General features: G+C 74.6%; 24 protein-coding genes. 15 read left to right on the top strand and 9 right to left on the bottom strand.

The genetic code is table 11. The features are described 5' to 3' along the window. Positions 1 to 127: 127 nt before the first annotated feature. On the bottom strand, positions 128 to 1,375 hold the full coding sequence (locus G446_RS0101195; protein WP_026408748.1) for a phosphotransferase: 1,248 nt from the start codon (positions 1,373 to 1,375) through the stop codon (positions 128 to 130). Positions 1,376 to 1,448: 73 nt separating this feature from the next. On the opposite strand from G446_RS0101195, the gene G446_RS0101190 reads away from it, so the two are divergent. Beyond that, positions 1,449 to 2,462 (top strand): adenosine deaminase, encoded by a 1,014-nt coding sequence (locus G446_RS0101190; protein WP_026408747.1) that lies wholly within the window; start codon positions 1,449 to 1,451, stop codon positions 2,460 to 2,462. A 36-nt stretch (positions 2,463 to 2,498) separates the two neighbouring features. Here G446_RS0101190 and G446_RS0101185 read toward each other — a convergent pair whose 3' ends face one another. The 3 genes from G446_RS0101185 to G446_RS0101175 form a co-directional block, all read right to left on the bottom strand. Then, positions 2,499 to 3,683, bottom strand: coding sequence for a UDP-N-acetylmuramate dehydrogenase (locus tag G446_RS0101185; RefSeq protein ID WP_026408746.1), 1,185 nt, complete (start codon positions 3,681 to 3,683; stop codon positions 2,499 to 2,501). Beyond that, positions 3,680 to 3,778 carry a 30S ribosomal protein bS22 gene (locus tag G446_RS20245; protein ID WP_003792170.1) on the bottom strand — a complete coding sequence of 33 codons (99 nt, stop codon included), beginning with the start codon at positions 3,776 to 3,778 and terminating at the stop codon, positions 3,680 to 3,682. Before G446_RS20245 ends, G446_RS0101185 begins: the two co-directional genes overlap by 4 nt. Before the next feature lie 144 nt (positions 3,779 to 3,922). Next, entirely contained in the window at positions 3,923 to 4,165 is a 243-nt protein-coding gene (locus G446_RS0101175; RefSeq protein ID WP_026408745.1) for a helix-turn-helix domain-containing protein, read from the bottom strand. 225 nt (positions 4,166 to 4,390) lie between these two features. Between G446_RS0101175 and G446_RS0101170 the strand changes: the two genes are divergently transcribed. Next, positions 4,391 to 5,950 carry a TrkH family potassium uptake protein gene (locus G446_RS0101170; protein ID WP_425393859.1) on the top strand — a complete coding sequence of 520 codons (1,560 nt, stop codon included), beginning with the start codon at positions 4,391 to 4,393 and terminating at the stop codon, positions 5,948 to 5,950. Positions 5,951 to 5,987: 37 nt separating this feature from the next. On the opposite strand, the gene G446_RS0101165 is transcribed toward G446_RS0101170, so the two are convergent. Continuing rightward, complete coding sequence (locus tag G446_RS0101165; RefSeq protein WP_026408743.1) at positions 5,988 to 6,632, bottom strand: TetR/AcrR family transcriptional regulator; 645 nt, start codon at positions 6,630 to 6,632, stop codon at positions 5,988 to 5,990. Positions 6,633 to 6,746: 114 nt separating this feature from the next. Here G446_RS0101165 and G446_RS0101160 point away from each other — a divergent pair, with 114 nt between their 5' ends. The 4 genes from G446_RS0101160 (at position 6,747) to G446_RS0101140 (ending at position 9,472) form a co-directional block, all read left to right on the top strand. After that, positions 6,747 to 7,415, top strand: a complete 669-nt coding sequence (locus G446_RS0101160) for a potassium channel family protein (protein WP_026408742.1) — start codon at positions 6,747 to 6,749, stop codon at positions 7,413 to 7,415. Positions 7,416 to 8,270: 855 nt separating this feature from the next. After that, positions 8,271 to 8,483, top strand: coding sequence for a DUF6571 family protein (locus tag G446_RS0101150; protein WP_026408741.1), 213 nt, complete (start codon positions 8,271 to 8,273; stop codon positions 8,481 to 8,483). 88 nt (positions 8,484 to 8,571) lie between these two features. Continuing rightward, a complete protein-coding gene (locus tag G446_RS0101145) occupies positions 8,572 to 9,213 on the top strand; it encodes a hypothetical protein (RefSeq protein WP_026408740.1) in 642 nt (213 codons plus the stop codon). Positions 9,214 to 9,274: 61 nt separating this feature from the next. Beyond that, entirely contained in the window at positions 9,275 to 9,472 is a 198-nt protein-coding gene (locus tag G446_RS0101140; protein WP_026408739.1) for a hypothetical protein, read from the top strand. Here G446_RS0101140 and G446_RS15240 read toward each other — a convergent pair. The 3 genes from G446_RS15240 to G446_RS15235 form a co-directional block, all read right to left on the bottom strand. Further along, positions 9,459 to 9,878: a type 1 periplasmic-binding domain-containing protein gene (locus G446_RS15240; RefSeq protein ID WP_026408738.1), complete on the bottom strand. Its 420-nt coding sequence runs from the start codon at positions 9,876 to 9,878 to the stop codon at positions 9,459 to 9,461. The two genes, G446_RS0101140 and G446_RS15240, sit on opposite strands and share 14 nt — an antisense overlap. 90 nt (positions 9,879 to 9,968) lie before the next feature. Continuing rightward, entirely contained in the window at positions 9,969 to 10,949 is a 981-nt protein-coding gene (locus G446_RS0101130; RefSeq protein ID WP_026408737.1) for an aldose epimerase family protein, read from the bottom strand. Continuing rightward, a complete protein-coding gene (locus tag G446_RS15235; RefSeq protein WP_084778810.1) occupies positions 10,949 to 11,599 on the bottom strand; it encodes a sigma-70 family RNA polymerase sigma factor in 651 nt (216 codons plus the stop codon). Before G446_RS15235 ends, G446_RS0101130 begins: the two co-directional genes overlap by 1 nt. 32 nt (positions 11,600 to 11,631) lie before the next feature. On the opposite strand from G446_RS15235, the gene G446_RS0101120 reads away from it, so the two are divergent. After that, positions 11,632 to 11,931 carry a zf-HC2 domain-containing protein gene (locus G446_RS0101120; RefSeq protein WP_026408736.1) on the top strand — a complete coding sequence of 100 codons (300 nt, stop codon included), beginning with the start codon at positions 11,632 to 11,634 and terminating at the stop codon, positions 11,929 to 11,931. A 247-nt stretch (positions 11,932 to 12,178) separates the two neighbouring features. Here the strand turns inward: G446_RS0101120 and G446_RS18545 are convergent, their stop codons facing one another. After that, a complete protein-coding gene (locus tag G446_RS18545; protein ID WP_051285531.1) occupies positions 12,179 to 12,865 on the bottom strand; it encodes a DUF5134 domain-containing protein in 687 nt (228 codons plus the stop codon). Positions 12,866 to 14,085: 1,220 nt separating this feature from the next. Between G446_RS18545 and G446_RS0101105 the strand changes: the two genes are divergently transcribed. The 8 genes from G446_RS0101105 (at position 14,086) to radA (ending at position 26,798) form a co-directional block, all read left to right on the top strand. Continuing rightward, positions 14,086 to 16,446 carry an HNH endonuclease signature motif containing protein gene (locus tag G446_RS0101105; protein WP_245574527.1) on the top strand — a complete coding sequence of 787 codons (2,361 nt, stop codon included), beginning with the start codon at positions 14,086 to 14,088 and terminating at the stop codon, positions 16,444 to 16,446. A 214-nt stretch (positions 16,447 to 16,660) separates the two neighbouring features. After that, a complete protein-coding gene (locus tag G446_RS0101100) occupies positions 16,661 to 18,226 on the top strand; it encodes a DUF1593 domain-containing protein (RefSeq protein ID WP_026408733.1) in 1,566 nt (521 codons plus the stop codon). A 124-nt stretch (positions 18,227 to 18,350) separates the two neighbouring features. Next, positions 18,351 to 19,601: an ATP-binding protein gene (locus G446_RS0101095; protein ID WP_026408732.1), complete on the top strand. Its 1,251-nt coding sequence runs from the start codon at positions 18,351 to 18,353 to the stop codon at positions 19,599 to 19,601. 136 nt (positions 19,602 to 19,737) lie between these two features. Next, the gene (locus tag G446_RS15230) at positions 19,738 to 20,985 is read left to right on the top strand and encodes an ROK family protein (RefSeq protein ID WP_084778809.1); all 1,248 of its coding nucleotides are present in this window, start codon (positions 19,738 to 19,740) and stop codon (positions 20,983 to 20,985) included. Positions 20,986 to 21,111: 126 nt separating this feature from the next. Beyond that, complete coding sequence (locus G446_RS19030; RefSeq protein ID WP_156916462.1) at positions 21,112 to 22,023, top strand: DUF2510 domain-containing protein; 912 nt, start codon at positions 21,112 to 21,114, stop codon at positions 22,021 to 22,023. 370 nt (positions 22,024 to 22,393) lie between these two features. Continuing rightward, positions 22,394 to 24,490, top strand: a complete 2,097-nt coding sequence (gene tkt, locus G446_RS0101080) for a transketolase (protein WP_026408730.1) — start codon at positions 22,394 to 22,396, stop codon at positions 24,488 to 24,490. A gap of 203 nt (positions 24,491 to 24,693) precedes the next feature. Continuing rightward, positions 24,694 to 25,305 (top strand): hypothetical protein, encoded by a 612-nt coding sequence (locus G446_RS0101075; RefSeq protein ID WP_026408729.1) that lies wholly within the window; start codon positions 24,694 to 24,696, stop codon positions 25,303 to 25,305. Between the two features lie 74 nt (positions 25,306 to 25,379). Next, on the top strand, positions 25,380 to 26,798 hold the full coding sequence (radA, locus tag G446_RS0101070) for a DNA repair protein RadA (protein WP_026408728.1): 1,419 nt from the start codon (positions 25,380 to 25,382) through the stop codon (positions 26,796 to 26,798). Positions 26,799 to 26,885 lie beyond the last annotated feature (87 nt).

Raw genomic sequence — 26,885 nt, 5'->3', positions numbered from 1 at the left:
TGTCGGGGACCGGACGGGTGCCGCAGCAGAATGGCAGGGGAATATGTCACGTATATGACGCGGCGTGCATTGTCATGCACGACGGCGGGGCCGGGGCGCCCGCCGCGCCGCGCGGCGCGCCGCCGCCTCAGTGCGCCCCGCGCCGCGCCTGGATCTCCCGGCCGGCGGCCAGCCAGGACTCGGCCCGGGCCAGCCTGCCCTCGGCGTCGGGCCGCCACGGGCCACCGTCCTCGCGCCGCGCCCCGGCCACCAGCGACAGCACGACGCCGGCGCACCGCGCCCGCAGGGCCACCGGATCCGCCTGCGCCTCGGCCAGGGCCGTCCACGTCTCCAGCACGGGGCGCAGATGCGGGTAGGAGGCCGGGGCCAGGTGGTCCAGGACGCTCACGTGCCCCAGCAGGCAGGCCAGGTCGTCCACGCGCCGGCCGGGCCCCAGGGAGTCGACGTCGAGCAGGCTGGCCACGCCCTCGCCCTCCATGAGCACGTTCGCCTCGTAGAAGTCGCCGTGGACCGGGACGATCGGACCGGGATCGGAGGAGGCCATGAGCTGCTCGACGCCGTCGGCCACGGCGCGGGCCCGCGCGGCGTGCTCGGGCAGGACGGTGGCGGCGGCGTGCGCGTAGTGGCGGGCCCGCTCCGACCAGGCCGGGTGCGCCTCGAGCTGGAGCGCGGAGGCCGGCAGGGAGTCGAGCAGACGAGTCAGCGAGGCGAAGACGCGCTCCGCCCGCCTCACGTCCATGCCCCGCGACAGCAGCCCCGACAGGGCCACGCCGCGGCCGGTGGACAGCAGCACCAGGCCGTCCGGGTCGTCGCGCAGCACCTCGGGGGCCGGCACCCCCGCGGCCAGCAGCATCCGGTGCCGCTCGGCGAAAGCGCGGGAGTGCCCGGGGGGCAGGACCTTGGCGTAGGACGTGGACTGATCCGTGTAGGTGACCCGCACCACGGCCCGGCGCGTGGGCCGGTAGGCGACCATGGTGGCCTTGACCTGCGCGCCCAGGCGCCGGGAGAGCAGCGAGGGGGTGCAGGCGACCGCGAGCGCGGGCAACTCGGGGTCGGCGGGGTGGCGCCACACGTGCACGGGCGGGCCGTCGCCGCCGGTGGGGGCGACCCGGGTCAGGCCCGGGGCCTGCGGGTTGGACAGCCGCGCCGTCGTCGCGCACAGGTACTCGGTGCGGCGCCGCCCGTCCGGGGACAGCACGACGGCGGTGTAGCCGACCGACACGCCCGCGCCGGGCCGGTGGTGGACGGAGTGGACCTCCCAGCTCTCCAGCCGCTGACCGGCGGGGGCGAGTGCGGCGGCGAGGACGGAGGCGGCGCGCGGCCCGGTCAGCAGGGCGACCTCCTCGGGCTCCCGGCGGGCCAGCGCATTGCTCATGGGCACAGTCTGCCCTACCGGCGGGGATTGATTCACATCCGCCCGCCGGCCGGCGGCGTGGAACAATCCGGCCATGCGCGACCTGTCCGCCCTGCCCAAGGCGCACCTGCACCTGCACTTCACGGGCTCGATGCGCCCGCAGACGCTGGCGGACCTGGCGGCGGCCTCGCGCACCCGCCTGCCGGCGCCCCTCATCGAGGCCGACCCGCTGCGGGTCCCGGCCGACCACCGCGGCTGGTTCCGCTTTCAGCGAGCCTACGACGCCGCCCGCCACCTGGTCGCAGGCGAGGGGACGATGCGGCGCATCGTCGTGGAGGCCGCCCTCGACGACGCCGCCGAGGGCTCGCGCCGCCTGGAGATCCAGGTCGACCCCACCTCCTACGCGCCCTCCGTGGGCGGGATCACCCCGGCCCTGGAGATCATCCTGGACGCGGCCGCGCGGGCCACGGAGCTCACCGGGGTGGAGGTGGCCGTGATCGTGGCGGCCTCGCGCACCCGCCACCCGCTCGACGCCCGCGCCCTGGCCCGCCTGGCGGCGCGCTACGCCGGGGAGGGGCCCGGCACCGTCGTCGGCTTCGGGCTGTCCAACGACGAGCGGGCGGGCCTGACCCGCTCGTGGGGCCCGGCCTTCCGCATCGCCCGCCGGGCGGGGCTGGCCTCGCTGCCCCACGGCGGGGAGCTGCTGGGCCCGGCGCACGTGCGCGACGTCGTGGCCGAGCTGGGGCCCACCCGCCTGGGGCACGGGGTGCGCGCGAGCGAGGACCCGGCGCTGCTCGACGAGGTGGTGGCCGCCGGGATCAGCCTGGAGGTGTGCCCGGCCTCCAATGTGAGCCTGGGCGTGTACCGCCGGGCCGCCGACGTGCCCCTGGCCCTGCTCCTGGAGCACGGGGCGCAGGTCGCCCTGGGGGCCGACGACCCGCTCCTGTTCCGCTCGCGCCTGACCGACCAGTACGCCATCGCCCGCTCCCTGGGCCTGGACGACGCCGCCCTGGCCGACCTGGCGCGCGGCTCGATCCGGGCGTCCCTGGCCTCGCCGTCCTCCAAGCGCCGGTGGCTGGCGCAGGTCGACGCCTGGCTGGCCGGCTGAGCGGGGCCCGGCCTCACCGGGCGGGCCGGGCCGGCCTCACCAGCCCACGGCGACGGGCTCGGGCACGAGGGTGATCCCGTAGCGCTCGCGGACCCCGGCCACGACGGCGTCGCGCAGGGCGGCGATGTCGGCGGCGCGGGCGCCGCCGCGGTTGGTCAGGGCCAGGACGTGCCTGGTGGACAGGGAGGCGGCGGATCCGGGCAGGGCGTAGCCCTTGGCGAAGCCGGCGTGGTCGATGAGCCAGGCGGCGGAGGTCTTGACCAGGCCGTCGACGACGGGGGCGGGCCCGCCGTCGTCGCCGATGCGCGCGTGATCGGTCACGGGGTAGCGGGGGGCGTCGGCGGGCAGGGCGTCGGCGGCGGCGCGGGTGAGGACGGGGTTGGTGAAGAAGGAGCCGGCGGACCAGGTGTCGTGGTCGGCGGCGTCGAGCACCATGCCCTTGGAGCGCCTCAGGTCCAGGACGGCCTCGCGCACGGCGCGCTCGTCGACCCGGGCCCCGAGCTCGACGCCCAGGGCGGCGGCGAGCTGGTTGTAGGCGATGGGGGCGGACAGGGTGGCCCGGCGCACGTGGAAGGAGACGGACAGGACGACCCAGCGGCCGGTGGGCCCCCAGGTCCGCCCGCCCCCGACGCCCGGGTCGGTCAGGGAGCGCTTGAGGGCGGAGTCGCGGTAGGCCGGGCGCAGGTCGGCCAGGGGCAGGTGGACCACGCGCCGCGCGGCCCGGTCCCAGGCGCGCACGGAGGCCAGGAGCTCGGCGGCCTCGCTGCCGTAGGCGCCGATGTTCTGCACGGGGGCGGCGCCCACGGTCCCGGGGATGCCGGACAGGGGGGCGAAGCCGCCCCAGTGCGAGGCGATGGCCTCGCGCACGAGGTCGTCCCAGGCGGTGCCGGCGGTGGCGGTGAATTCGACGCCGCCGCAGTCGGTGTCCGCGGCCAGGACGACCCTCTGGCGGGCGTCGCGCAGGACCAGGCCCGCGAAGCCGTCGTCGTGGGCCAGCACGTTGGAGCCGCCGCCCAGGACGAGCAGGGGGGTGCCGGAGTCGTCGGCCCGGCGCACGGCCCCGATGATCTCCTCCTCGTCGTGGGCCTCGAGGTAGGAGCCGACGGGTCCGCCCACGCGCAGGGTGGTCAGCTCGGCCAGGCGCGCGGGGGCGGGCGGGCCCAGGGGGCGGGCGAGGGCCTGGACGCCGGGCGGCCAGGACTGCGGCCGGGCGGGGGTCACTTCTTGTTGCGGCGCTGGTGGCGCGTCTTGCGCAGCAGCTTGCGGTGCTTCTTCTTGGCCATGCGCTTGCGCCGCTTCTTGATGACAGATCCCATGGGGACTCCTCGTGGTCGTGCGTGGCGGGCGCTCGCGGCGCCGTCGGATCGGCGACGGCGCGCCGGCGGGCGCCGGGCGAGCGCGCGGGGGAGGGCGCGCTCGCCCCCTCCCCCGCACAGGTGACCGGCTGATTCTAACGGGTCCTAGGACCCCGTCGACTCGCTGGACTCGTGGCCCCAGTCACCCAGTCCCGCGGCGAGGTACTCCTTGACGGCGCGCTCGGGCACTCTGAAGGAGCGACCGACCTGCATCGCGGGCAGGTCCCCGGAGTGGACCATGCGATAGACGGTCATCTTGGATACGCGCAGCATCGCGGCGACTTCGGCGACAGTGAGGAAGGAAGGGGCGCTCGACGCGCCGGAGGAGGTGGGGATGCCCGGTGCCATGGGTGCTAGTCCCGTCTCTGGAGTGGTGTGGTGGAGCGCGCACCGAGGGGTGGCGCCTGCTCCCGAACGTCGGGCGAACGGGAGTACGGCCAATATAACCCGAGTCCCAGACGACGCACAGATGGTTGCGATCCCCATCCGTCACAGGCGTCGCATCTCACATCTCGAGGAGGTCACGACCGCGTCGGAGATGATCCGACGGGGCGCTTGGGACACAATGTCGCCGTGTCCTCCCCGCAGCGCCCATCCCCCGGAAACGCCCGGCGCCGCGCCGCCCGGGCGCGTCTTCCCCTGCGTCCGACCGCCTGGCGGGCGCCCCTGCCGCTGCGCGTCGTGCGCGCCGCCCGGCGGCCCGGGCGCGCCGAACCCGACGACACGCCGGGGGCCCGGCCCGCCCGCGACCGGAGCGGGGGCCCGGCGGCCCTGCTGGAGCGGCTGGGCGTGCGCAACCGGCTGGAGAGGGCCGCCCGCTTCTCCCCCGCGCGGCTCGCCGTCGCCGTTTTCGCCGCCATTATCGCCGTCATCACCATCCTGCTCCTCCTGCCGATCGCCACTCCCGAGGACCACCGCGGCGCCAGTCTCGTCGACGCCCTGTTCACCGCCACATCCGCGGTCTGCGTAACGGGACTAACGACCGTGGACACCGCCACCGCCTGGTCCCCCTTCGGCCAGGCCGTCATCATCGCCGGCGCGGCCGTGGGCGGCCTGGGCATCATGACGCTGGCCTCCCTGCTGTCCTTCGCGGTCTCGCGGCACGTGGGCCTGACCCAGCGGATGCTCGCCGCCTCGGAGAACCAGTCCCGCCTGGGGGACGTGGCCTCCCTCCTGCGGGCCGTCATCTTCACGGCGCTGGGCGTCGAGGGCGTCCTGGCGCTGGTGCTCCTGCCCCGCTTCCTCACCCTGGGCCTGGACCTGCGGCACGCCGCCTGGTACGCGGTGTTCATGTCCGCCTCGATCTTCAACAACGCCGGCTTCGTCATCATGCCCGAGGGCCTGGCGCCCCACGCCGCCGACTGGTGGATGTGCCTGCCCATCGTGCTGGGCACCTTCGCGGGCGCCGTCGGCTTCCCCGTCATCCTCGACGTCGTGCGCCGCCGCGGCCGCCCCCGCCTGTGGACCCTGCACTCCAAGCTCACGCTGACCACCTACACGCTGCTGGCCCTCGTGTCCTCCCTGTCCATCGCCGCCTTCGAGTGGTCCAATCCGCAGACCTACGGCCCGCTGGGAGTCGGCGGCAAGGTCCTCACGGCCCTGGTCAACGGCGTCAACGCCCGCTCCTCCGGATTGTCGACCATCCAGCCCGAGCACATGCACGAGGCCACCTGGTTCCTCCAGGACGCCCTCATGTTCGTCGGCGGGGGCTCGGCCTCGACGGCCGGGGGCATCAAGGTCACCACCTTCGCGGTCCTCATCCTGGCCATTATGGCCGAGGCCCGCGGCGACCAGGACATCGAGGCGTTCGGGCGGCGCATCACGCTGTCGACGGTGCGCCTGAGCGTGGCGGTGGCCTTCATCGGCGCGAGCATCATCGGCGCGGCCACCCTCCTGCTGCTCCAGCTCACCGACCTGTCCCTGGACCGGATCCTGTTCGAGGCCACCAGCGCCTTCGCCACGGTGGGCCTGTCCACCGGGATCACGCCCCACCTGCCCGAAAGCGGCAAGTACGTCATCATCGTCCTCATGTTCGTCGGCCGCGTGGGCACCATGACGGCGGCCAGCGCCCTGGCCATGCGCGAGCGGCGCCGCGTCATCCGCATGCCCGCCGAGCGCCCGCTCATCGGCTGACCGGCCGGCCCCGGCCCCGGGCGGGACCGCCGCGGGCTCAGGGCGCCAGGAGGGCGGCGACGGCGCGCACCACGTCGTCGACCTCGCCGCCGCCCGCCGCGCCCAGGACGATCCGGTCCACCACCAGGCCCATGATGACATTGTGGACGACGGCGGCCACGGCCCGCGCCTCGAGGCGGTCGGTGATCCGCCCGGCGGCCTGCCACCTGACCACGAGCGCGGCGATGCGCGAGCGCACGAGGGCGTAGCGGCGCGCGCTCTCCTCGCGCACCCGGGAGTCCCGCGACATCTCGACCCAGGCGTAGGCGATGAGGGAGGCGCTCGCCGCGCCCCCGTCGTCCCGATCCCGCGACCCGTGCCCGTCGCCGGTCAGGCCCTCCAGCGCCAGCGTCCGCCTCACGCCGTCGAGGAGGGCCGCCTCGGCGTCGGGCAGCTCCGGGCGCTCGGCGAGCTCGGCGACCCAGGTCAGCACCGGGTCCGTGGCCCGCTCCAGGACCGCGCGGATGAGCGAGCCCTTGCCCTCGGGGAAGTAGCGGTAGACCGTCGAGGAGGACATGCCGGCGGCGCCGATGATCTCGTCCATGGAGGTGGCCTGGAAGCCGCGCCGGGCGAAGCAGGCGGCGGCGGCGTCGAGGATCCGGGCGGCCTGGCGGTCCCTGTGGGACTGGGTGACACGCGGCATACCGGCCAGGATACGGCGCCGGCCCCGCCGGGGCGACGGCGCCGGCCGCCGCGGTGGACTACGGTGGCCCCGGGCCGTGGCGAGGTGCCCGGCCGCCGACACGCAGGAGAAGCCATGGCAGCGCCCGTCGACCGCACGGACTCGACCCTCGTCATCGGCCTGGGCCGTTTCGGGGCGGCCGTGGCCGCGACCCTGGACCGGCTCGGCCGGGAGGTCCTGGCCGTGGAGACCAACCCGGCCACCGTGCGCCAGTGGACCGGCCGCATCCCGCTCGTCGAGGCCGACGCCACCGACATGGAGGCCCTGGAGCAGCTCGGGGCCACCGAGTTCGGCACCGCCGTCGTCGGCGTGGCCACCTCCATCGAGGCCAGCGTGCTCATCGCCGGCAACCTCGTCGACCTGCAGACCCCGCAGATCTGGGCCAAGGCGATCTCCCGGGCCCACGGGCGCATCCTGCGCCGCATCGGCGCCCACCACGTCGTCTACCCCGAGTTCGACGCCGGCCAGCGCGCCGCCCACCTGGTGTCCGGGCGGATGCTGGACTACATCGAGATGGAGAAGGGCGGCTTCACCATTGTCAAGATGCGCCCGCCCATGGAGCTGCACGGCTTCACCATCGGAGAGTCGAAGGTCCGCAGCCGCTACGGGGTGACGGTCTTCGGCCTCATGAGCCCGGGCGAGCCCTTCGAGTACGCCACGCCGGACACGCTGGTGTCCGCCGAGGACGTCCTGGTCGTGGGCGGGGACGCCACCCTCCTGGAGCGCTTCGCCAACCGGCGGTGAGGTCGGCCTCGGTGCGCTCGCGGGTCATGACGCGCCCCGGGCGCCGAACTCGTGGCGGTTGGCCCTGAACACGATCCGCTCGCCGTCGGGCGGGGGTCCGGGCAGGGTGAAGCCGCGCACGTAGGAGGCCACCGGAGTTGTAGTCCTGGGGGACCCGGCCGGGGTCGATCTGCTCGTGGCCGTCCCAGGGGTGCTGAACGTTGACGTACTGGGGCAGGTCGTAGCCCCGGAACTGGATGTGGGCGGGGACGGGGATGTCGTCCCACTGGGAGACGTCGTAGTCGGGGTCCTGGAAGCCGTCGACGGCTGGGACGGGGTTCTTGGCGTAGGCGAATTCCCACACCCCGTCCGGGCTCACCCCGAGGGGGGAGCGGCCCGAGGCGGCCCCGGCCGCGCTCGCGAACCAGCGGTGGTCAGAATGGGCCTCCAGGCGGCCCTGCGCCAAGAAGGCCGGATCCGCCAGGCGGTCGATATCAATGCCGATGCCCGCGTGAGCGCTCCTTCGCCTGCTCCCCGGCCCCGACGCCGAAATCCGCCGGGCCGTACTCCGCCCGGCTCCGGGCTCGCCGCGGGACAATCGTGGCCCCGGGGCGGGTCCGCACCGCGAGAGGGCTCCGCACCGGGCCCGGCGGCGCGGAGCCCCAATTCCCCGGTTCCCCGCCCGATCCGCGGGCTCACCCGCCTGGGCATTTGACCGGACGCCCGCGATGACGGTACGGTGAGTACTGGTAATCCGCACGACTCGCGGTGCGCGCCTGGACCCTGGAGACCGCCGATGATCATTCGCCCCCGAACCGGCCGCGACCCCCTCGCGGCGCAAACCGTCGAATTCGGATCGGGAAGAGAGTCGAGGTCATGACTTTCATCAAGGTCGACACCGGGCTCATGCAGGCCCTCATCAACAACCTGAACGACCGCGCCGAGGCCGTCGAGGACGAGAGAAGTTCGATCTATATAACAAGCATGAACAATTCCGATGGGCTTGAGCCACCGGTGGAGGAGGCCCACGACCTGGCCGGTAACACCATGACCGCGGCCGGAATAACATCCATATTCCACAATTACTGATCCGTTCTCCCAATACTCCAGAGAAGTCATGGCTAGTCGATATTCATCACACTTGTTCGGGAGGATGAATGGACGATCGCTCTGGCATATGTCCAGACGCCGGGCCTGCCTCCTGGCCGCGGTGATGATCGGGTCATCCGCTTGCGCCGACCACGGGGGCGATCAGGCCTCGGTCCCGCCCGTTCCGACCTTCCTGACCGACCAGACGCTGTGCGAAGTCGTTCCCAGGCAACTCCTGGAGGATGGGCTCTGCTTCTATCCCACCGACTTGTCCTACCTTCACTCACCGGGCCACAATAGCAGCCGCGACACCTTCGACTGCCATATTCACGGCATCCGAATGCCGCAGGGCCTGCACTCCTCCCTCGACGTCAGTTATTTCATCGGCGGTAAGTTCGGTGCGGGAGCGGGCAGCACGGAGTTCACCGAACTCGACGACAAGGGACTGCCCCGGATCACCTTCGACGACACCCAGGGCCGCGGCTGCATCTGGCCCGACAAGAATGGCGGGGGACGGATTGTAGGGGGCTGGCTCTACCCCGATGCCGACATCCACACCCTGGGCATCCGCTTCTATCTCAGCGACCCGAGGACCGCGAACGACGAGAATTTGAGCCTGAACTACGACCAGAACGATATTAACGCCATGACCGAACTCCTGCACACCCTCGCCCTCGCCGTCCCGCCAGTCGCGGCAGGGCCGTCTCAGAGACTTATCAGACGCCCTTGATTCAGAGGCAAACGGAACAGCACGACCCGACGACCGACAGCGCATCTGAAATTCCGCCGCCATGATTCCATTAACGCCGGCCGCGGCGAACTACCAAGCCAGCATCACCAAGGCGATCGGCGACGCGGACACGGCACTGTCCACTATTATCGAGTGCCTCGTCGCGGCCGAGAACCACCAGATCTATTATGTCGGCGAGAGGGTGACGCCCGACCAGCCCGAAGCGGTCTGGGACCTGGGCGAGATCATGCAGTGCTGATGACGACCCGGTGAAGGCCGGCCGGCAGAGCCCCGAGTGCGCCGTCCCACCGCCGGGCCGACCCGCGCCCGGCCTCGCGGCCCGACCCGACGCCGGCCCGCGCCCGGGCGTCGAACCAGTCCCCCGGCCCGGCGATGTGCGCGATCCGGCTGCGCCCCCGGCCCGCCAGGTGGCGCACCGCCATCCCCGCGCCCAGCCCCTGGTCCACGGAGACCACGTGAATGTGCTCCGAGGGCGCGAAGCCGTCGGCGACCACGACCATGGGCACGCCCCTGGCCGCGCGCACCGCGGCGCGGGCGATGCCCGTGCTCGGCGTCACCGCGATCAGGCCGTCCACACCCCGGTTGACGAGGAAGCCGAGCGCCTCGTCGATCTCCGCCTCGTCGCCGACCTGGAGAGATGTCACCAGCGTGCCGTAATTTGGACCGGCGCGCGGCCGGCTCGATGGCCGCCGTCGTCGAGGCCGGGCCGTCGTCGCCACCCCCGCCGCCGGGCCTCAGTCCTCCTCGCGGATGGCGCAGCTGAAGACGTGGGACTGCCCCACCGCCAGGGTCACCAGGTCCGTCCCGGAGTTGAAGGCGTCGGGCGGGCAGGTCATGGGCTCGACGGCGACACCGCGGCGCCCCAGGTGCTCGCCGCTGTAGACCTGGACCCAGGGCGCGGCGGCGCTCATGACGACGGCGCGATCGCCCTCGCCCCCGCGCAGGCGCACCCGCCACGTCCCCTCGGGCAGGCCAGTGTAGGCGTTGTCGGTGGCGGTGGCGCCCATGAGGCGCCCCTCCCTCCAGTCCCAGTCGGTCCCGGCGACCCCCCGCTCGCCGGTCGGGGCCATGGTGGCCGGGTCGGCGTCGAGCACCCGGGAGGCCGGCACGGTCAGCACGCACTCGTCCAGCAGCACCGAGCGGGTGAGGTAGGGGTGCCAGGACACCCCGTAGGGGGCGGGGGCCAAGGCGCCGTCGACCACCGGGGCGCCGGGAACGTTCGCCGCCGGGGCCGACGCGGCCCCCGCGTTCGTGGCGGTCGTCGTCATGGTCAGGCCGGACTCGGCGTCGAGGGCGAAGCGCACGCTCACGTCCAGGGCCCAGGGGTAGGCGTAGGAGGCGGGCAGGTGCAGCTCCAGGGTCGTCGCGCTCGGGGCGGCCCCGCCCCGTCCGGCGTCGGCCCCCTCCCCGGCCGCCTCCGGGACGACCCGGTAGTCCACCCAACCGGCCAGGCCGTGCAGGGCGGCGCCGGTGGCGGGCTCGTTGCAGGGCACCTCGAAGGTCGCGCCCGCATAGGTGTAGCGGGCGCCGTCGATCCGGTTGGGCCACGGCAGGAGCGTCTTGCCCTGCCAGGCGTCCGGCAGGCTCGTCTCGGCGTCGAAGGGCAGGACCAGGTCGCGCCCCTCGCGGCGCAGGTGGACCAGAGTGGCGCCGGATGCGGCCACGCGGGCCTCGTAGGCGCCGGCGCGCAGGTCGATGAGTTCTCCATTGATCATCATGATGTCGTCCTGTCTGTCGTGGGACCGGCTCCCCGGTCCGCCGGCCCCGGGCGTCCAGCATAGTGGGCGCGGACACAGCCCACGCGCGAGGGGGCGGGAGCCTCCGACTGCCGGGCGAGCGCCAGGAGCAGGTCCGTGCGGGCCCGGGCCACGCGCGAGCGGATGGTGCCCACGGCGCACCCGCAGATCTCGGCGGCCTCCGCGTAGCTGAAGCCCAGCAGCCGGGTGAGCACCAGCGCCTCGCGCCGCTCCAGGCTCAGCTCCCCGAGCAGCTCCTCCAGGTGCATCTCCCCCAGGGGGTCGGAGGGCGCCGCGCCCCGACCCCCGAACTCCCCCTCGACCCGGGTCCAGTCCACCGGGATCGTGAGCGGGCGGGCGGCCTGGCGGCGGAACTGGTCGGCGACGGCCCGCCTGGCGATCGCCAGCAGCCAGGTGCGGGCGCTCGACCTGCCCTTGAAGTCCGCCAGCGCGCCGAGCACCCGCAGGTAGGTCTCCTGCGTGAGGTCGTCGGCGGCCTGGCGGCCGGCCAGCCGCGCCACGAACCGCCACACCTCGGCCTGGGTGGCGCGGATGAACTCCGACAGCGCGGCCCGGTCGCCCCCGCCCGCCGCGAGCGCGAGCGCGGTGACGTCGTCGACGGTGCTCACCGGGCCATCGTAGTGGCGCGTATGCTTCCCCAATGCAGCCCGTGGACGAAGAGGCCTCCTGGCGGGCGGCGCTGTCCGCCCTGCTCGACGGCGAGGAGCCGCCCCTGCCGGTGCCCGGCATCGCCGCCCATCTGGAGGACTGCCCGTCCTGCTCGGCCTGGCTGGCCCGGGCGACCGCCCTGGACGCCGAGCTGCGCGCCCTGCCCGAGCCCCGCCCCGGGCTCGGCGAGCGGATCGTCAACGCGGTCGACGTGCAGCTGTGCGGCTGCCGCACGGGCGGGCCCTGCCTGTGCGGGGACTGCCAGTGCGGGCCGCACTGCACCTGCCATTAGCGCCGCAGTCCCCCCGGGCCGCGCCGCCGCTGTCCTCCCCCGGCCGCGTTCACGGAGGACGACGACGGCGGGGGACTCGCGTCCGCTACGCCCTTTTGTCTCTGCTACGCCTTTTGACCCTTCACTGTACGAGAAAAGGAGGCGTAGCGAGGGGTGAAGGAGCGCAGCAGAGCCAAATGCGCAACCGGCCCCGGAAGAACCGCGCCATCCGGGAGCGACCAGGCGCCTTCAGCGGTGGCGAGGGCCGTCAGAACGCCAGCGCCGCGAAGAAGGGCAGGATGGGGGTGAGCAGCCCCGTGCTCATCCAGAACATGCCGAAGTTCATGGCGAAGTCGGACAGGGCGGCGAGACGGCGATCGGCGGCGCCGCCCGGTCGCAGCGCCCGCCACAGGGCCAGGGCGCCGGCGACCAGCAGGTAGGCCATGAACGGCAGCCCCACGAGCGCGAACACCCACAGGACCCGGCCGGGCCGCCCCGCCTGCTCCATCCACTGGTGCATGGCCGGGCCCATGCCCAGCTCGGCCCTCGCCGACGCCTTGACGGCCATCGCCGCCAGGTGCCAGGTCATGGCGGCGAACATGGCGATGTGCCCGGCGTGCCCGGCGTGGGCGCGGCCGGCGCAGGCGTGGTCCGCGGCGTCGTCGGGGCGGGCGGACCGGCCGGGCGCCCCGGCAGTCAGCCAGACGAACCACAGGGTCGCCGCGGCGAAGGCCGCGACCACGACGGGGACGGGGATCGCACCCGTCAGCGCCATCCAGACCGGTTTGGGCACCATGGCGAGCATGACCACCGCCATGAGCAGGTGCAGCGCGTCGCAGATGCGCTGCCGGGCGCCCCGGGAGCGGGCGAGCTCGCGGGCGCACCAGATCGTGCACCACGTCAGGAGCACCAGCAGCCCGACGAATTTCACCGGCGTCTGGTCGAATGTGAACATGGGCGTCCTCTCACCGACGGCCCGCCCGACTTGCCCGGGCGGGTTCTCGCCCGGGTAGTCGGGTGCCGGGACCGGGAAGTTCCCGGTCCTGGCGCGGTGTCAGCATCCGCGTCCGCGCGGCCGGGGCCACGCACGAGGGCGGCGGGCCGGAGCTCGCGGAGCCGGGGGGATCGGCGGGACCGCCGAGCCCACCGGCCCCGCGAACCCATCCGGGCCTACCGCGGCCTCACTGCCCGCCCAGGCCCGTGGTGCCACCGCCTTGATGATCTGCCGCTGGAAGAGCATGAACAGGATCGTCAGGGGCAGGGCCGCGATCATGGCCGAGGCCATGGTCTGGGCGTAGATGGGTGCCGTAGGCGTTCTTGACCGTGGACAGTCCCACGGGCAGGGTGGAGTGCTCGGGGCGGGGCGGGCCGGACCGAGCGCCGGGGCGATCGCCGGGACCGCCGTCCGCGCAGGGGCCCGCGACGGCACCGTTTGTCCAAATCTGTTGCAAAGGCCCCGATCACGCCGAAACGCCGGAAGAGAAACGTTGATATTCCGCGCTTCTTCTCGCCGCCGATCCCGGCCCGGAGCGCCTTTGCAACAGATTCGGACACGTCCCCGCCCCGGATCGCCCCAGAAGCCCCACCCGCACCACCCCGCGCCCGCCCATCCCCGCCAGCACGCCGATCCCGGCTGGTCCGGGGAATTTTCCGGTGAGAAGGTCCCATTGCGCCTCCTCGAGACGGGAGGAGTGCGACGGGGGGCGAAAAGCACGCGCCGGCCATCTTTTTCGAGCCGCCGGACCGCTCACCCACCGGTTCACCCGCGTCCGCTACGCCCTTCTCCTTCTGCTACGCCTCTTCACCCTCCACCGTACGAGAAGAAGAAGCGCAGTGGAGGGCGAAGGAGCGCAGCAGACGCGAAGAGGCGCAGCAGACGATCCGGCGCGGCCTCCCGCGGACCCCGGGGCCGCCGGCCAGGAGCCCCGCGGCACCACCGCGCCAAGGGACTCGCCCGGGAACCCGCCCGACTCTCCTGTCTTCTGCCTTCCAGCGAGAAAGGCCCACCGGCCCTGCGCCCCGCACCCGGGAAACGCACTCGGACACCTCTATAACAATCTTCCCCTGCGCCGCGGAGCGGCACCGCGCGCCGGGCGGGCGCTGTTCTCCCGTTTTTGCGCCGGATTGCGCGGCCCGGGGCTGGATTCCGGGCGGGAGCGGGGGTATACTGTACGTATGTTCGAACTTCGTGGCGCCCCGACCCCTCCCGCACCGGCGGGTGCGGGGGACGGGTGCGCCGCGGACCGGCCCGCCGGTTTCGCCGACGCCGTCGATGGTGTCGGCCCCGTCGACACCGCCGGTCTCGCCGACGCCGGCGGCGCCGCCGATCTCGACGGCGTCGTCGAAGCGGGCGCGGGGGAGTGCGCGGGGCGATTGGCGGCCATGGCCCCCGGCGGGGCGCTGGCGGAGGTCGTCGAGCGGGTGATGCGCCACGTGCTGGCGCCCGCCGCGCGCCCCGGGGGGTCGGACGAGGGCGTCGAGGCCTTCGGCGGCGGGCCGTGCGCGCCGGGGCCCGGCGGGTGGGTGCAGTCCCTCTTCGACCCCGCGCGCGCGGCGGCGCCCGACGAGGGCCTGTTCGACGCGACGGCCGCCGGGGCCCCGGACCCGGGGGAGCGGGCGCTTCTGGAGGCGGCCGGGGCCGGGCGCGTCGCGGGGGGAGGCGCGGCGGCCGGCGCTCTGGTCGGACTGGGGGCCGGGGCCCTGGTCGAGCTGGTGGCGGCCTGCGAGCGGCTGTCCTCCTGGGCACAGTGGGCCGGGGCGCTCGCCGCGGCCTGCCTGGCCCGCTGCCCCGAGATGACCGCCCGGCCCCCGCAGCGGGGCGGGACCTTGCGCCTGGCCGCCCCCGACGAGACCCGCTTGGCGGCCTCGGGCGAGATCGCCCTGCGCCTGGGCGTCTCGCGCACCCGCGCCGTGCGCATCCTGGAGCGCGGCGAGGCGCTGCTGGACGCGGCGCTGGCCCCCACCGGCGACCTCCAGCGGGTCGGGCTCATCGACCGGGCCAAGGCCGACGCCGTGACCCGCCGACTGGAGGGCGTGGACGCTCGCACCGCCCTGCGGGTGCAGGCCCGCGTCCTGCCGCGGGCCGCCCACCTGCCCCACGCCCGGCTGGCCCGCGAGGTGGACGAGGCCCTGGCCGCCCTCGACCCCGCCGGCGCCGACGCGCGCCGCCGGCGAGACGCCGCCCGCCGCCACGTGAGCCGCCCCCGGCCGGTCGGGGCGGGTGTGAGCGAGATGAGACTTCTCATGCCCACCCTGGACGCCTTCCTCCTGGACGCCACCCTCGACGCGGTCGTGGCCTCCGCCCGCGCCGGCGGGGACGAGCGCACCGCCTCCCAGCTGCGCTGCGACGCCCTGACCGGCATGTGCCTGGACGCCCTGCGCCGGGCCCAGCGCCTCGCCGTGCGCGCCGGGCCCGGGGGCGCGCCGCCGGCCCCGACCGAAGACGGGGCCGGCAACCCCGGCGACCCCGGCGGGAAGCGCCGCGCGCACCGCGCACCCGGCGCGGACGGGGCGGGCCCGCCCGACCCCGGGCGCCTGCTGCCCGACGGCGTGCCCCTGGAGGGCCTGCTGACGGCGCTCAGCCACCTGGTCGGCTCCACCGGCCCCTGGTGGACGCCCTCGGGCGCCGACCCCGTGCACCCGGCGCCGGGACTGAGCGTCGCCGTCGACGTCACCGTCCCCCTGGACCGCCTCATCGGCCGGCCCCCGGAGCCGGGGCGCGACCGGCCGCCCGGCACCGCCCCGCCCGACGACCCGCCGTCCGCCCCCGGCCCGCCCGGCGCGTCCCCGTCCGACTCCCCGCCGATCCCCCGCGTGAGCATCGGCGGGCGCACCGCCCCCGTGCCCGACGCCGTCGCCCGCGCCCTGGCCGCCGGGGGGACCTGGCGGCGCCTGGTCACCGACCCCCTGTCGGGCGCCGTCATCGACGTCGGCCGCACCCGCTACCGCCCGCCCGCCGCCCTGGCCGACCTCGTGCGCGCCCGCGACGGCGCCTGCACCCACCCGGGCTGCGCCGTGCCCGCGCGCCGCTGCGACCTGGACCACATCACGCCCTGGAGCGGGGGCGGCACCACCGGCCTGGACAACCTCACCGCCCTGTGCCGCACCCACCACCGCCTCAAGCACGCCCCCGGATGGACCCTCACCCGCACCCCCGACGGCGACCTGACCTGGACCACCCCCACCGGCGCCCGCTACCGCCGCAACCGCGACGCCACCATCACCGCCCTGCCCCGACGCGTCGGCCCGCACCACATCACCCTCCCGGCCGCCCCCGTCCCCGACCACCTCGCCCGCGCCCTGACCGACACCGTCATCGCCCGCCTCGAGCACGGCCTGAGCCACTACGCCGACAACACCCCCGCCCCCGCGGCGGACCCGACCGGCCCCCGGCGCCCGACCGCCCCGCCCCAACCGGTCCTCACCACCCGCGGCCCCAGCGCCACCGCCCCCGGCGCATACGAGACCACACCCCACCCCGCCGCCCTCCACGCCCTCGACCTGACCGCCATCCTCGACGCCATCCCCCCGTACTGAACACCCGCCGCCCGGACGCGCCCGCGACGCTTCCGGACGCGCACCGCCGCACGCGCCCGCCCGTGGGCCGGGAGCGCCGCGGGCCGGTGCGCGGGCGGGGCGGGCGAGTCCCCCGTCGACTGGTTCACCGTCCTCCTGCCCTGAAAGGTCCCGGCCCCGTCCCCGCCCCGGCGCTCGCGGCCGGGGCGGGGACGCGCTGTGACACTCTCGTGCCATGCGCAAGGAAGCCTTCCCGCGAACCGACCGCCCCCGCACCGTCATCACCACCGATCCCGAGCTCGACGACCTCAACTCCATGATCCGTCTGCTCACCCACGCGGCCGAGCTCGATATCCGGGGCCTGGTCTACGCCGGCTCCCAGTGCCACTCCGCCGGCGACCCGGGGCGCGGCATCGAGCCCCACCGGTGGCCCCCGGCCGGCGCCGTCCTGCACATCGACGAGGCCATCGACGCCTACGAGCAGGTGGAGGAGACCCTGCGCGTGCACGACCCCCGCTTCCCCACGGCCGCCCGCCTGCGCTCGCTGGTGCGCATGGGCAATATCGCGGCCGCCGGGGAGATGGACGAGGTCACCCCCGGCTCCTCCCTCATCGCCGACCTCCTGCGTCAGATCGCGCTGACCCCCGACGGCGCCGTCGGCCCCGACGGCGAGGCGGCCGACGCCACCCGGCCCCTGTTCATCCAGGCCTGGGGCGGGGTGTCGACCATCGCCCGGGCGCTGCGCACCGTGGCCGAGGAGCTGGGGGATCGCGGGGACTGGCCCGCGCTGCGCCGGCGGATCGTGGACCGCGTCGTCATCACCTCCTTCGGGGAGCAGGACTCCGCCCTGTCCGCCTACATCCGCCCCGCCTGGCCCGGGCTGGAGCACCGCGAGGTCGCCACGATGACCTGGGGGTACCTGACCCGCGCGGTGCTGTCCCCGCGCGACGCCGAGCTCGTGGGCCCCGAGTGGATGCGGCGCAATGTGAGCTCGCGCGGGCCGCTGGGCGCCGCCTACCGCGTGTGGGGCGACGGACGGCAGATGGCGGCGGGCTTCGACGACGAGGACTACTTCGGCGTCTCCGGGGCGACGCCGCAGGAGCTGGCCGCGGCCGGTTACACCGTGTGGTGCCCGCTCCAGCCCGACGGCGCCTTCATCTCCGAGGGCGACAGTTCGAATTTCGCCCTGCTCGTCCCCAACGGCCTGGGCTCCTGGCAGGACGCGACCTTCGGCGGCTGGGGCGGACGCCAGGTCCCCCACCCCGAGCTGGCGGACGCCTTCACCTCCGATATGCGCCTCTCCCTGCCCGGGGCGCAGCAGCCGGAGCGCCCGCCGCTGGTCGTCGACCGCGCCGCCGACGGCTCGGCCCCCGAGGAGTACCACCAGACCCGCTGGTGGCGGGCCCTGCAGAACGAGTTCGCCGCGCGCCTGGCCTGGTCGGTCACGCCCCGCTACGAGGACGCCAACCACCCCCCGCTCGTCCTGCTCGCCGGCGCCCCCGCCGCGGTCGAGGGCGGGCTGGCCCGGGACGTGCGCCCCGGCGAGGTCCTCACCCTCACCGCCACGGCCACCGACCCCGACGGCGACGACGTCCTGCTGCGCTGGTGGGCCTACCCGGAGGCCGGCCCGGCCCCGTGCCCCCTCGTCCCCCGCCTGGAGGACGACGGCGCCGGCACCGTCGTCGTCACGGTCCCGGCGCGGGCCGAGGCGGGCCAGCAGATCCACCTCGTCGTCGAGGGCACCGACACGGGCTCCCCGGCGCTCACCCGCTACCAGCGGGTCGTGCTCACGGTCGTCTGAGGGCGGCCGCCCCTCGGAGTATGGAGTAATCCCCACCTCAGGTACGGATTACTCCATACCCGAAGTGAGGATTACTCCCTATCTCAGGTGGGGATTACTCCCTATCTCGCGTAGGCTGGCGGGCATGCGCACCTATCTGCCCCGCACGGTGGACGACGAGCTGGCCCGGGCGCTGAGGACGAGCGGGGCCGTGGTCATCAAGGGCCCCCGCGCCTGCGGCAAGACGGAGACCGCGCGCCGGGCGGCGGCCTCCGAGATCGGCCTGGACCAGGACACGGCGGTCATGGCGCTGTCCGCGGCCGATCCCCGTCTCCTGCTGGACGGGGCGACCCCCCGGCTCCTCGACGAGTGGCAGGCGGTCCCGGGCGTGTGGAACGCCGTCCGCCACGCCGTCGACGACCGGGGCGCCCGGGGGCAGTTCATCCTCACCGGCTCCGCCACGCCGGAGGAGGACGCCCGCAGGCACTCGGGCGCCGGGAGGATGCGGAACCTGACCATGCGCACCATGACCCTGTCCGAGTGCGGGGCCCCGGCGGCGCCGGCCTCCCTCGGCGCCCTTCTCGACGGCGCCCTGGAGCCGTCGTCCGGCACCGCGGCGACGGTCGCCGACTACGTCTCCTGGATGGTGCGCGGGGGCTGGCCCGGCCGGCTCGACCTGGAGGCCGATGACGCCGCCGAGGCGGTGACGTCCTACGTCGACGAGATGAGCGAGCACGACTACCCGCTGGTGGGCGGGCCCCGCCGCGACCCGCGCCGGTTCCGGGCGTTCCTCGCGGCCTACGCGGGCCTGGTGGCCCAGCCGGCCTCCCTGGCCGCGGTGCGCAGGCGCATGGGCGAGATCACCGGACACCGTCCCGCGGACTCCCTCGTCTCCGAGCTGCACGACTTCGCGGCGCGGCTGTTCCTGGTGGAGGACCAGCCGGCCTGGGCGGCGCGCCTGCGCTCGCGCACGCCGCTCATCCAGACCCCCAAACGGCACCTGGCGGACCCGTCCCTGGCGCTCGCGCTCCTGGGCGCCGGCGCCTCCCGCCTGCTCAACGACCCCCAGACCCTCGGAATCGTCCTGGAGTCCCAGGCGGTCCACGACCTGCGCGTCGCCGCCCAGGCCGCCCGCATGCGCGGCGTGTTCCACCTGCGCGACGCCAAGGGGCGCGACGAGATCGACGTCGTCGTCGAGGCGCGCGACGGGCGCTGGGCGGGCTTCGAGGTCAGGCTCTCCCACCGGGCCGTCGACGACGCCGCGGCCGCCCTGCTCAGGGTCGCGGCCAAGGTCGAACGGCCCGCCGCCGCCCTGGCCGTCATCATCCCGACCGGGCCGGTGCTGCGGCGCCCGGACGGGGTCTGGGTGATCCCGCTCGCCTGCCTGCGCCCCTGAGGGGCGGGCGGTCTCAGGGCGCCGAGCTCGGCGCGCCCCTCGGCGTACTCCCAGGGGTGCGGGGCGAGGCGGGACGCGCGCCCCACTATTTGTTTGCTCGCACAACTATATCGTTGCCATGGAGTAGGGTCAAGGCGTGGTCCGCTCAAGAAGAACGACGGCGCCCGGCGGGGAGGGCCCGGGCGCGGCGGGGGCGGCGGTCGCGGCGTCGGCCCGCCAGTCGACCCTGCGCACCGCCAACCTCGCCCTGGTGGCCCGGCGGGTCCTGTCCTCCCCCGAGCCCGTCTCCCGGGCCGGAGTCGCCGCCGCCACCGGCATGACCCGCTCCACCGCCTCCCGGCTCGCCGACGACCTCGTCGCGGCCGGCATCCTCGCCGAGCTCGACCCGGCGCCCGCCACCGGCCCGGGCCGGCCCGCGGTCCCGCTGGCCCCGCCGCGCGGCACCTTCATGGCCCTGGGCCTGGAGGTCAACGTCGCCCACATGGCGGTGCGCGCCATCGACCTGTCCGGCCAGGTCCTGGCCGAGCACGTCGTCGTCGACGACTTCGCCGACTCCGACCCCGCCGGGGTCCTGGCCCGCCTGGCCCGCCTGGCCGCCGACGTCCTGGGCGTCGACGCCGTCGCCCGCGCCAGGGCCGTGGGCGCCGCCCTCGCCCTGCCCGGCCTGGTCAGCGGGGACCGGCTCCTGCGCGCCCCCAACCTGGGCTGGCGCCACGTGCGCCCCGCCGAGCACCTCGACGACGTCCTGGCCCCGGCGGGGCTGGAGCTGCGTCTGGGCAACGAGGCGAACTACGGGGCGATCACCGTGGGGCGCGAGCGCCCCGCCGCCCCGCACTGCTGGCCCAGCTTCATCTACCTGTCCGGGGAGAACGGCATCGGCGCCGGGATCATGCGCGAGGGGCGGATCGTCGTGGGCGCCAACGGCTTCGCCGGCGAGATCGGGCACATCCAGGTCGACCCCGACGGCCCGCGCTGCTCCTGCGGCAACCGGGGCTGCGTGGAGCGCTACGCGGGCCGCCGGCTCATCCTGGCCGCCTCGGGCCTGCCCGACGACGCCCGGCCGGACGAGCTCGTGGACGCCTGGAGGGCCGGCGACGAGCGGGCCCGGAGCGCCGTCTCGCGCGCCGCCCGCGCCCTGGGGGCGGGGCTGGGGGCCGCCATCAACCTGCTCGACATCCCCGTGGTCGTCCTCGGCGGGCACCTGGCCCCCCTGGCGCAGGTGCTGCGCCCCGAGCTGGAGTCCGAGCTGGAGCGCCGCGTCCTGGCCTCGGCCTGGTCCGCGCCCCGGATCATGACGGCCGCGGGCGATCAGATGTCCGGGGCCACCGGCGCCGCCTGGTCCCTGCTGGAGGACGTCGTCGCCGACCCCAGCGCCTGGATGTGAGCCGCAACGCGAACAACCCGGGGCAGAAAACCTCTGTGAAGCCGGCTACTCCGGCTCCCATCCCGCAAATAAGCGCTATCCTTGCGTTGAGGAAGCGAGCACTTGCGAAGAATGGGGGAAGTTGAAGTGTCGACACCTGCCGGCTGGTACGACGACGGACAGGGACAAGTTCGCTGGTGGGACGGAAGCGCCTGGACCGAGCACGTCCAGGGACCAAAGTCCTCTCAAGGATTAAAGTCATCGGCTCTCAAACGGATAGGAGCATCGATCAAGAAGGCCGTCGACGACCGGGCGGCCGCCAAGAGACAGCAGTACGCCGAGGAGATGGCGCGCCAGACCGCTGCGGGACGGTTGCTGACCAAAGGGGAATTCGGCGGGCACTGCGTTGAGATCTATGAAGGCGGATACGTTCGGATTATGAGCCGCTCGGAGTCCTCGCCCGAGGCGAGAACCCGTCGAAATGCGTCTTCTCGCGTCAAGCAGGCACCCTATGAGCGACTCATTTCAGTAGCGTTCGTCGAGGGTCAGACAGACCCCTCCGCACACGATTCCCGCGCTACGGCCGCTCCGAAGACCACCGCCGTGCAGACCTTCTCCGGTCTCATCGGCGGAGGAATCAAGGCCCTGCCCCTCGGAGCCGTCGCAGCCGCGGTCGGCGCCGGCGCCAGTCATGTGATCAAGGCGAAGTCTGGGAAATCAACATTAACGATCACAACCGACATGAATATTCACGCCCTGACCAACGAGGGGCAGAATTCGATGGGAATCACCGTCGTTCTCAGGGACCAGGTTCCCATCGGCCGCGCCCTCGAACGCGCCGCGCTCACCGCACTCGGCCTCCCCCTGCCTCAGGAGCGCGCCCAAATCGAGGCCCACGTGCAGCCCGAATCACATCCGGATTCCCCCGGGTCGCCGACCCAGCAGCGGGCTTCATCCGTGACGGACCGTCTCAGGGAGTTGGCCACGCTTCACCGCGAGGGGCTCATCAACGAGACTGAATTCGCCATAGCAAAGGCGAACCTACTTGGAAACATGTAGTTCTCGCGGCGGAATGCCGGGCGGGACGTGCTCGCAGTGGGGTGCCTGCAACGACACGCCGCCCGCCGTCGAGCTTTCGACCCGAAGTGGATCTCGATCCACCGGGCACTGGCGGGCAGGTGCTCCTCCCGGCTGGTCGCGCCCGAGCGCATCCCAGCCCCCCACGGCGCCTCCGGTCATGAAGCCGCGCCCCTGAGCGCGCCGGTTTGTTGCGGCGTGTTACTTTCGTCGGCGCGCGGGCCGCCGCGCACGGCCCCCGCGCATCCGTTCCCGGGGCCGGTTGCCCCCTCCGCCGGCGCCGGGGAGGATCCTCACGGGCGCCGGTCCACGGCGCGCCCCGCCGACCAGACTCATCACGAAGGAGTTCCGCATGGGCACCGACTCCCAGGCACTGACCGCCGAAGACCTCAGGGCCATCAACATCTCCAAGGCCCTGGCGGCGGACGCCGTCGAGAAGGCCGGATCCGGGCACCCGGGGACCGCCATCTCCCTGGCCGGCGTCGCCTACCTGCTCTACCAGTACGAGATGACCCACGACCCCGCCGACGCCCGCTGGCTGGGGCGCGACCGCCTCATCCTGTCCTCCGGGCACGCCTCCCTCCTGCTGTACATCCAGCTGGTCCTGGCCGGCTACGGCCTGGAGGTCTCGGACCTGGAGCAGCTGCGCCAGTGGGGGGCCCGCACCCCGGGGCACCCGGAGTTCGGGCACACCCCGGGCGTGGAGACCACGACGGGCCCGCTCGGCGCCGGCTTCACCAACGCCGTCGGCATGGCCATGGCCGCCAGGTTCGAGCACGGCCTGCTCGACCCCGCCGCCCCGGCCGGGGACTCCGTCTTCGACCACTACGTCTACACGATCATGGGCGACGGCTGCCTGCAGGAGGGCGTGACCTCCGAGGCCGCCTCCCTGGCCGGGGCCCAGGAGCTGGGCAACCTCATCGCCATCTACGACGACAACGACATCACCATCGAGGGCAGCACCGACCTGGCCTTCACCGAGGACCCCTCCGCCCGCTTCGCCGCCTACGGCTGGCAGGTCCTGGACGTGGACTGGACCGGCGGCGGGGCCGGCTACGAGGAGGACTACGCCGCCCTGCGCGCCGCCCTGGCCGCCGCCCGCGCCGAGACGGCCCGCCCCTCCCTCATCCGCCTGCACACCGTGATCGCCTGGCCGGCCCCCACCAAGCAGGGCCAGGCCTCCAGCCACGGCGCCAAGCTCGGCGCGCAGGAGGTCGCCGGGCTCAAGAAGGCCCTGGGCCTGGACCCCGCGCAGGACTTCTACGCCCCCGACGACCTCCTGGACCGCACCCGCGCCCGCGCCGCCGAGCGCGCCGCCGCGGCCCGGGCCGACTGGGACGCCCGCTTCGAGGCCTGGAGGGCCGCCGAGCCCGAGCGCGCCGCCCTCCTGGAGCGGCTGCGCGCCGGGCGCCTCCCCGAGGGCCTGGCCGAGGCCCTGCCCGCCTGGGAGGTCGGCCAGTCCCTGGCCACCCGGGCCGCCTCCGGCAGGACCCTGTCCGCCCTGGCCGACGTCGTGCCCGAGCTGTGGGGCGGGTCCGCGGACCTGGCCGGCTCCAACAACACGACCATGGCGGGCGCACCCTCCTTCCTGCCCGCCTCGCTGGCCCGCAAGGAGGGCGACGGCCCCTACGGGCGCACCGTGCACTTCGGAGTGCGCGAGCACGCCATGGGCGGCATCCTCAACGGCATCGCCCTGGACGGCCTGACCCGCCCCTACGGCGGGACCTTCATGGTCTTCTCCGACTACATGCGCCCGCCCGTGCGCCTGGCCGCCCTCATGGGCATCGACCCGGTCTTCGTGTGGACGCACGACTCCATCGGGGTCGGCGAGGACGGGCCCACCCACCAGCCCGTCGAGCACCTGGCCTCGCTGCGCGCCATCCCGGGGCTCGACGTCGTGCGCCCCGGGGACGCCAACGAGACCGCCGCCGCCTGGAGGGTCATCCTCCACCGCCGCCACCACCCGGCCGGCCTGGTCCTGTCCCGCCAGAACCTGCCCGTTCTCGCCGACGCCCGGGCCGCGGCCGCCGGAGTGCCCCGCGGCGCCTACGTCCTCATCGAGGCCGCCGACGCCGACGGCGGGCCCGCCGCCCCGGAGGTGGTCCTCATCGCCACCGGCAGCGAGGTCGGCGTGGCCGCGGCGGCCCGCGACCTCCTCCAGGCCTCGGGCACGCCCACCCGCGTGGTCTCCGCCCCCTGCCTGGAGTGGTTCGCCGAGCAGGACGAGGACTACCGCACCCGCGTCCTGCCCGAGGACGCCGTCGTCGTCTCCGTGGAGGCGGGCATCGCCATGGGCTGGCGCGAGATCGTCGGGGCGGGGGGCGCCGTCGTGTCCCTCGACCACTTCGGCGCCTCCGCGCCCGGCACTCGCCTGTTCGCCGAGTACGGCTTCACCGGCGAGCACGTGGCCGACGTCGCCCGGCGGGCCCTGGCCCGGGCCCGGGGCTGAGGGCGGGGCCGCGAGGAGGAGCGCGCCCTTCACCCTCCGCTGCGCTTCTTCTCCCGTGCAGCGGGGGGCGAAGGGGCGCAGCAGACGTCGGCGCGGGGTCCGGCATGGGATGAGTCCCCATGGACGCGATTTGCCATGGGCGGGTCGTCGGACGGATACTGCTGTCCAGCCCTGCCCGCCGACCCTTGCGAGGAACCCTCTTCATGGCGCCCAAGAAGACGCAGACCGTCCACTCCAAGATCTACTGGCTCCTCATAGTCATCGCCGTCGTCCTCGGAGGGCTCGGAACCATCGGCATCTTCCTCTGGATCTACAACCACGCCACCGGCACCGTGCCCGTCCCGAGGCTCCTCCTCGTCCTGCCGATCATCATTCTGATCTGGGCCGCCCGCGCCATCGACGGCTTCCTGGTCGAGCGCTACCCGAACCTCGTGCCCGAGTCCAAGCGCTGGATGCTCGCCACGGGCGCGCAGGGGCAGCAGGCGGGCCCGGGACCGGCTCAGGCGGTTCCCGCCCAGGCGCCGGCGGCCGCGGGGGCGCCGCAGGCCGCGTCGTACGGCTATGCGGAGCCCGGCGCGGTCCAGCAGGCCCAGCAGGCCCAGCAGGGGCCCTACCAGCAGCCCGGTTCCTACCCGCCGGGCGACGGCGCCCCCGCCCCCTACGGCCAGCCGGCCCACCAGCCCGGGTCGTATCAGCCCGGGGCGACCCAGCAGGGGTCCTACCAGCAGCCCGGGTCGTATCAGCCCGGCACGAACACCGCCGCCCCGGGTTACGGCACGGTCCCGCCCGCCACCGGCTACGGCGCCCCCTCCTGATCCCCTCCCGGCATTCCGCCGGACGGGCGACGCGCCCGCGGGTTCGTGTCGGCCCTCCCCGGTAGCCTGCCGTCATGCCCGCCATGAAGACCGCCAGGCCGCGCAGCTCCTACGTGTGCACCGAGTGCGGCTGGACCAGCCCGAAGTGGCTGGGGCAGTGCCGCGAGTGCCGCGAGTGGGGGACCCTGGAGGAGTTCGTCGAATCTCCCGGCGGCGCCGGGGCCCTGACCGCCGCCCCGGCCCGCGCCGCCGCCCAGCGCCCGGCCGAACCCGCCCGGCCCATCGGCGAGGTCAGCGCCGAGAGGGCCCGGGCCCGCCCCACCGGCGTGGGCGAGCTCGACCGGGTGCTGGGCGGCGGGATCGTCCCGGGCGCCGTCGTGCTGCTGGCCGGGGAGCCGGGCGTGGGCAAGTCCACCCTCCTGCTCGACGTCGCCGCCAAGGCCGCCGCCGTCTCCCGCGAGCGCGGCGACGGGCCGGTCCTCTACGTCACCGGGGAGGAGTCCGTCAGCCAGGTGAGGCTGCGGGCGGAGCGGATCGAGGCCATCGACCCGGCCCTGCTCCTGGCCGGCGAGACCGAGCTGGGGGCGCTCCTGGGCCACGTCGAGGCCGTGGGGCCCTCGCTGCTGGTCGTCGACTCCGTCCAGACGATCGCCTCGACGCAGGTCGAGGGGGCGGCCGGCGGCGTCACCCAGGTGCGGGCGGTGGCCGGGGCGCTCATCGCGGTGGCCAAGGAGCGCGCCATCCCCGTCCTGCTGGTGGGTCACGTCACCAAGGACGGCGGCATCGCCGGGCCGCGCGTCCTGGAGCACCTGGTCGACGTCGTCTGCCAGTTCGAGGGGGACCGCCACGCGCGCCTGCGCCTGCTGCGGGCGGTGAAGAACCGCTACGGCCCCACCGACGAGGTCGGCTGCTTCGACCTGGGCGAGCGCGGCATCGTCGGGCTGGAGGATCCCAGCGGGCTGTTCCTGTCCTCGGAGCGCTCCCAGGTGCCGGGCACCTGCGCCACCGTCACCCTGGAGGGGCGCCGCCCCGTGCCGGTGGAGGTGCAGGCCCTCGTCGCGCCGACCGCCGCCGCCTCTCCGCGGCGCACCACCTCCGGCGTCGACCACTCGCGCGTGGCCATGAGCCTGGCGGTGCTCGCGGCGCGGCTGCGCCTGGACACCTCCAACGCGGACGTCTACGTCTCCACGGTCGGCGGGGCGCGCGCCGTCGAGCCGGCCACGGACCTGGCGGTGGCGATCGCGGTGGCCAGCGCCGCGCGGAACCTGCCCGCTCCCCCGGGCCTGGTCGCCTTCGGGGAGGTGGGGCTGACCGGGGAGGTGCGCGCCACGGTGGGGATCCAGCGGCGCCTGGCGGAGGCGGCCCGGCTGGGCTTCGACCAGGCGGTCGTGCCGCTCGCGGGGTCGGCCGAGCTGCGGCCGGTCGACGGCGTGCGGGTGCTGGCGGTCGGCCACGTCGGGGAGGCGCTGGGCGCCGCCCTGCCCCGGGGGTGAGCCGACGGGCCGGCGACCCGGCGCCGGGGCGCGCCGCCGCCGGGCCGGGAGTCGCAGGTCACGACCCATATCAAGATCCTGGCATTA

The sequence above is a fragment of the Actinomyces dentalis DSM 19115 genome (assembly GCF_000429225.1).
Taxonomy (GTDB): Bacteria; Actinomycetota; Actinomycetes; order Actinomycetales; family Actinomycetaceae; genus Actinomyces; species Actinomyces dentalis.
This window is presented reverse-complemented; position numbering and strand designations above follow the sequence as displayed.

What these genes read in the sequence shown, in the direction of transcription:
- G446_RS0101195 (WP_026408748.1), bottom strand. Translation starts at nt 1,375, where the DNA reads ATGAGCAATGCGCTGGCCCGCCGGGAGCCCGAGGAGGTCGCCCTGCTG.
- G446_RS0101190 (WP_026408747.1), top strand. Translation starts at nt 1,449, where the DNA reads ATGCGCGACCTGTCCGCCCTGCCCAAGGCGCACCTGCACCTGCACTTC.
- G446_RS20245 (WP_003792170.1), bottom strand. Translation starts at nt 3,778, where the DNA reads ATGGGATCTGTCATCAAGAAGCGGCGCAAGCGCATGGCCAAGAAGAAG.
- G446_RS0101175 (WP_026408745.1), bottom strand. Translation starts at nt 4,165, where the DNA reads ATGGCACCGGGCATCCCCACCTCCTCCGGCGCGTCGAGCGCCCCTTCC.
- G446_RS0101165 (WP_026408743.1), bottom strand. Translation starts at nt 6,632, where the DNA reads ATGCCGCGTGTCACCCAGTCCCACAGGGACCGCCAGGCCGCCCGGATC.
- G446_RS0101160 (WP_026408742.1), top strand. Translation starts at nt 6,747, where the DNA reads ATGGCAGCGCCCGTCGACCGCACGGACTCGACCCTCGTCATCGGCCTG.
- G446_RS0101150 (WP_026408741.1), top strand. Translation starts at nt 8,271, where the DNA reads ATGACTTTCATCAAGGTCGACACCGGGCTCATGCAGGCCCTCATCAAC.
- G446_RS0101145 (WP_026408740.1), top strand. Translation starts at nt 8,572, where the DNA reads ATGTCCAGACGCCGGGCCTGCCTCCTGGCCGCGGTGATGATCGGGTCA.
- G446_RS0101140 (WP_026408739.1), top strand. Translation starts at nt 9,275, where the DNA reads ATGATTCCATTAACGCCGGCCGCGGCGAACTACCAAGCCAGCATCACC.
- G446_RS0101130 (WP_026408737.1), bottom strand. Translation starts at nt 10,949, where the DNA reads ATGATCAATGGAGAACTCATCGACCTGCGCGCCGGCGCCTACGAGGCC.
- G446_RS0101120 (WP_026408736.1), top strand. Translation starts at nt 11,632, where the DNA reads ATGCAGCCCGTGGACGAAGAGGCCTCCTGGCGGGCGGCGCTGTCCGCC.
- G446_RS18545 (WP_051285531.1), bottom strand. Translation starts at nt 12,865, where the DNA reads ATGTTCACATTCGACCAGACGCCGGTGAAATTCGTCGGGCTGCTGGTG.
- G446_RS0101105 (WP_245574527.1), top strand. Translation starts at nt 14,086, where the DNA reads ATGTTCGAACTTCGTGGCGCCCCGACCCCTCCCGCACCGGCGGGTGCG.
- G446_RS0101100 (WP_026408733.1), top strand. Translation starts at nt 16,661, where the DNA reads ATGCGCAAGGAAGCCTTCCCGCGAACCGACCGCCCCCGCACCGTCATC.
- G446_RS0101095 (WP_026408732.1), top strand. Translation starts at nt 18,351, where the DNA reads ATGCGCACCTATCTGCCCCGCACGGTGGACGACGAGCTGGCCCGGGCG.
- tkt (WP_026408730.1), top strand. Translation starts at nt 22,394, where the DNA reads ATGGGCACCGACTCCCAGGCACTGACCGCCGAAGACCTCAGGGCCATC.
- G446_RS0101075 (WP_026408729.1), top strand. Translation starts at nt 24,694, where the DNA reads ATGGCGCCCAAGAAGACGCAGACCGTCCACTCCAAGATCTACTGGCTC.
- radA (WP_026408728.1), top strand. Translation starts at nt 25,380, where the DNA reads ATGCCCGCCATGAAGACCGCCAGGCCGCGCAGCTCCTACGTGTGCACC.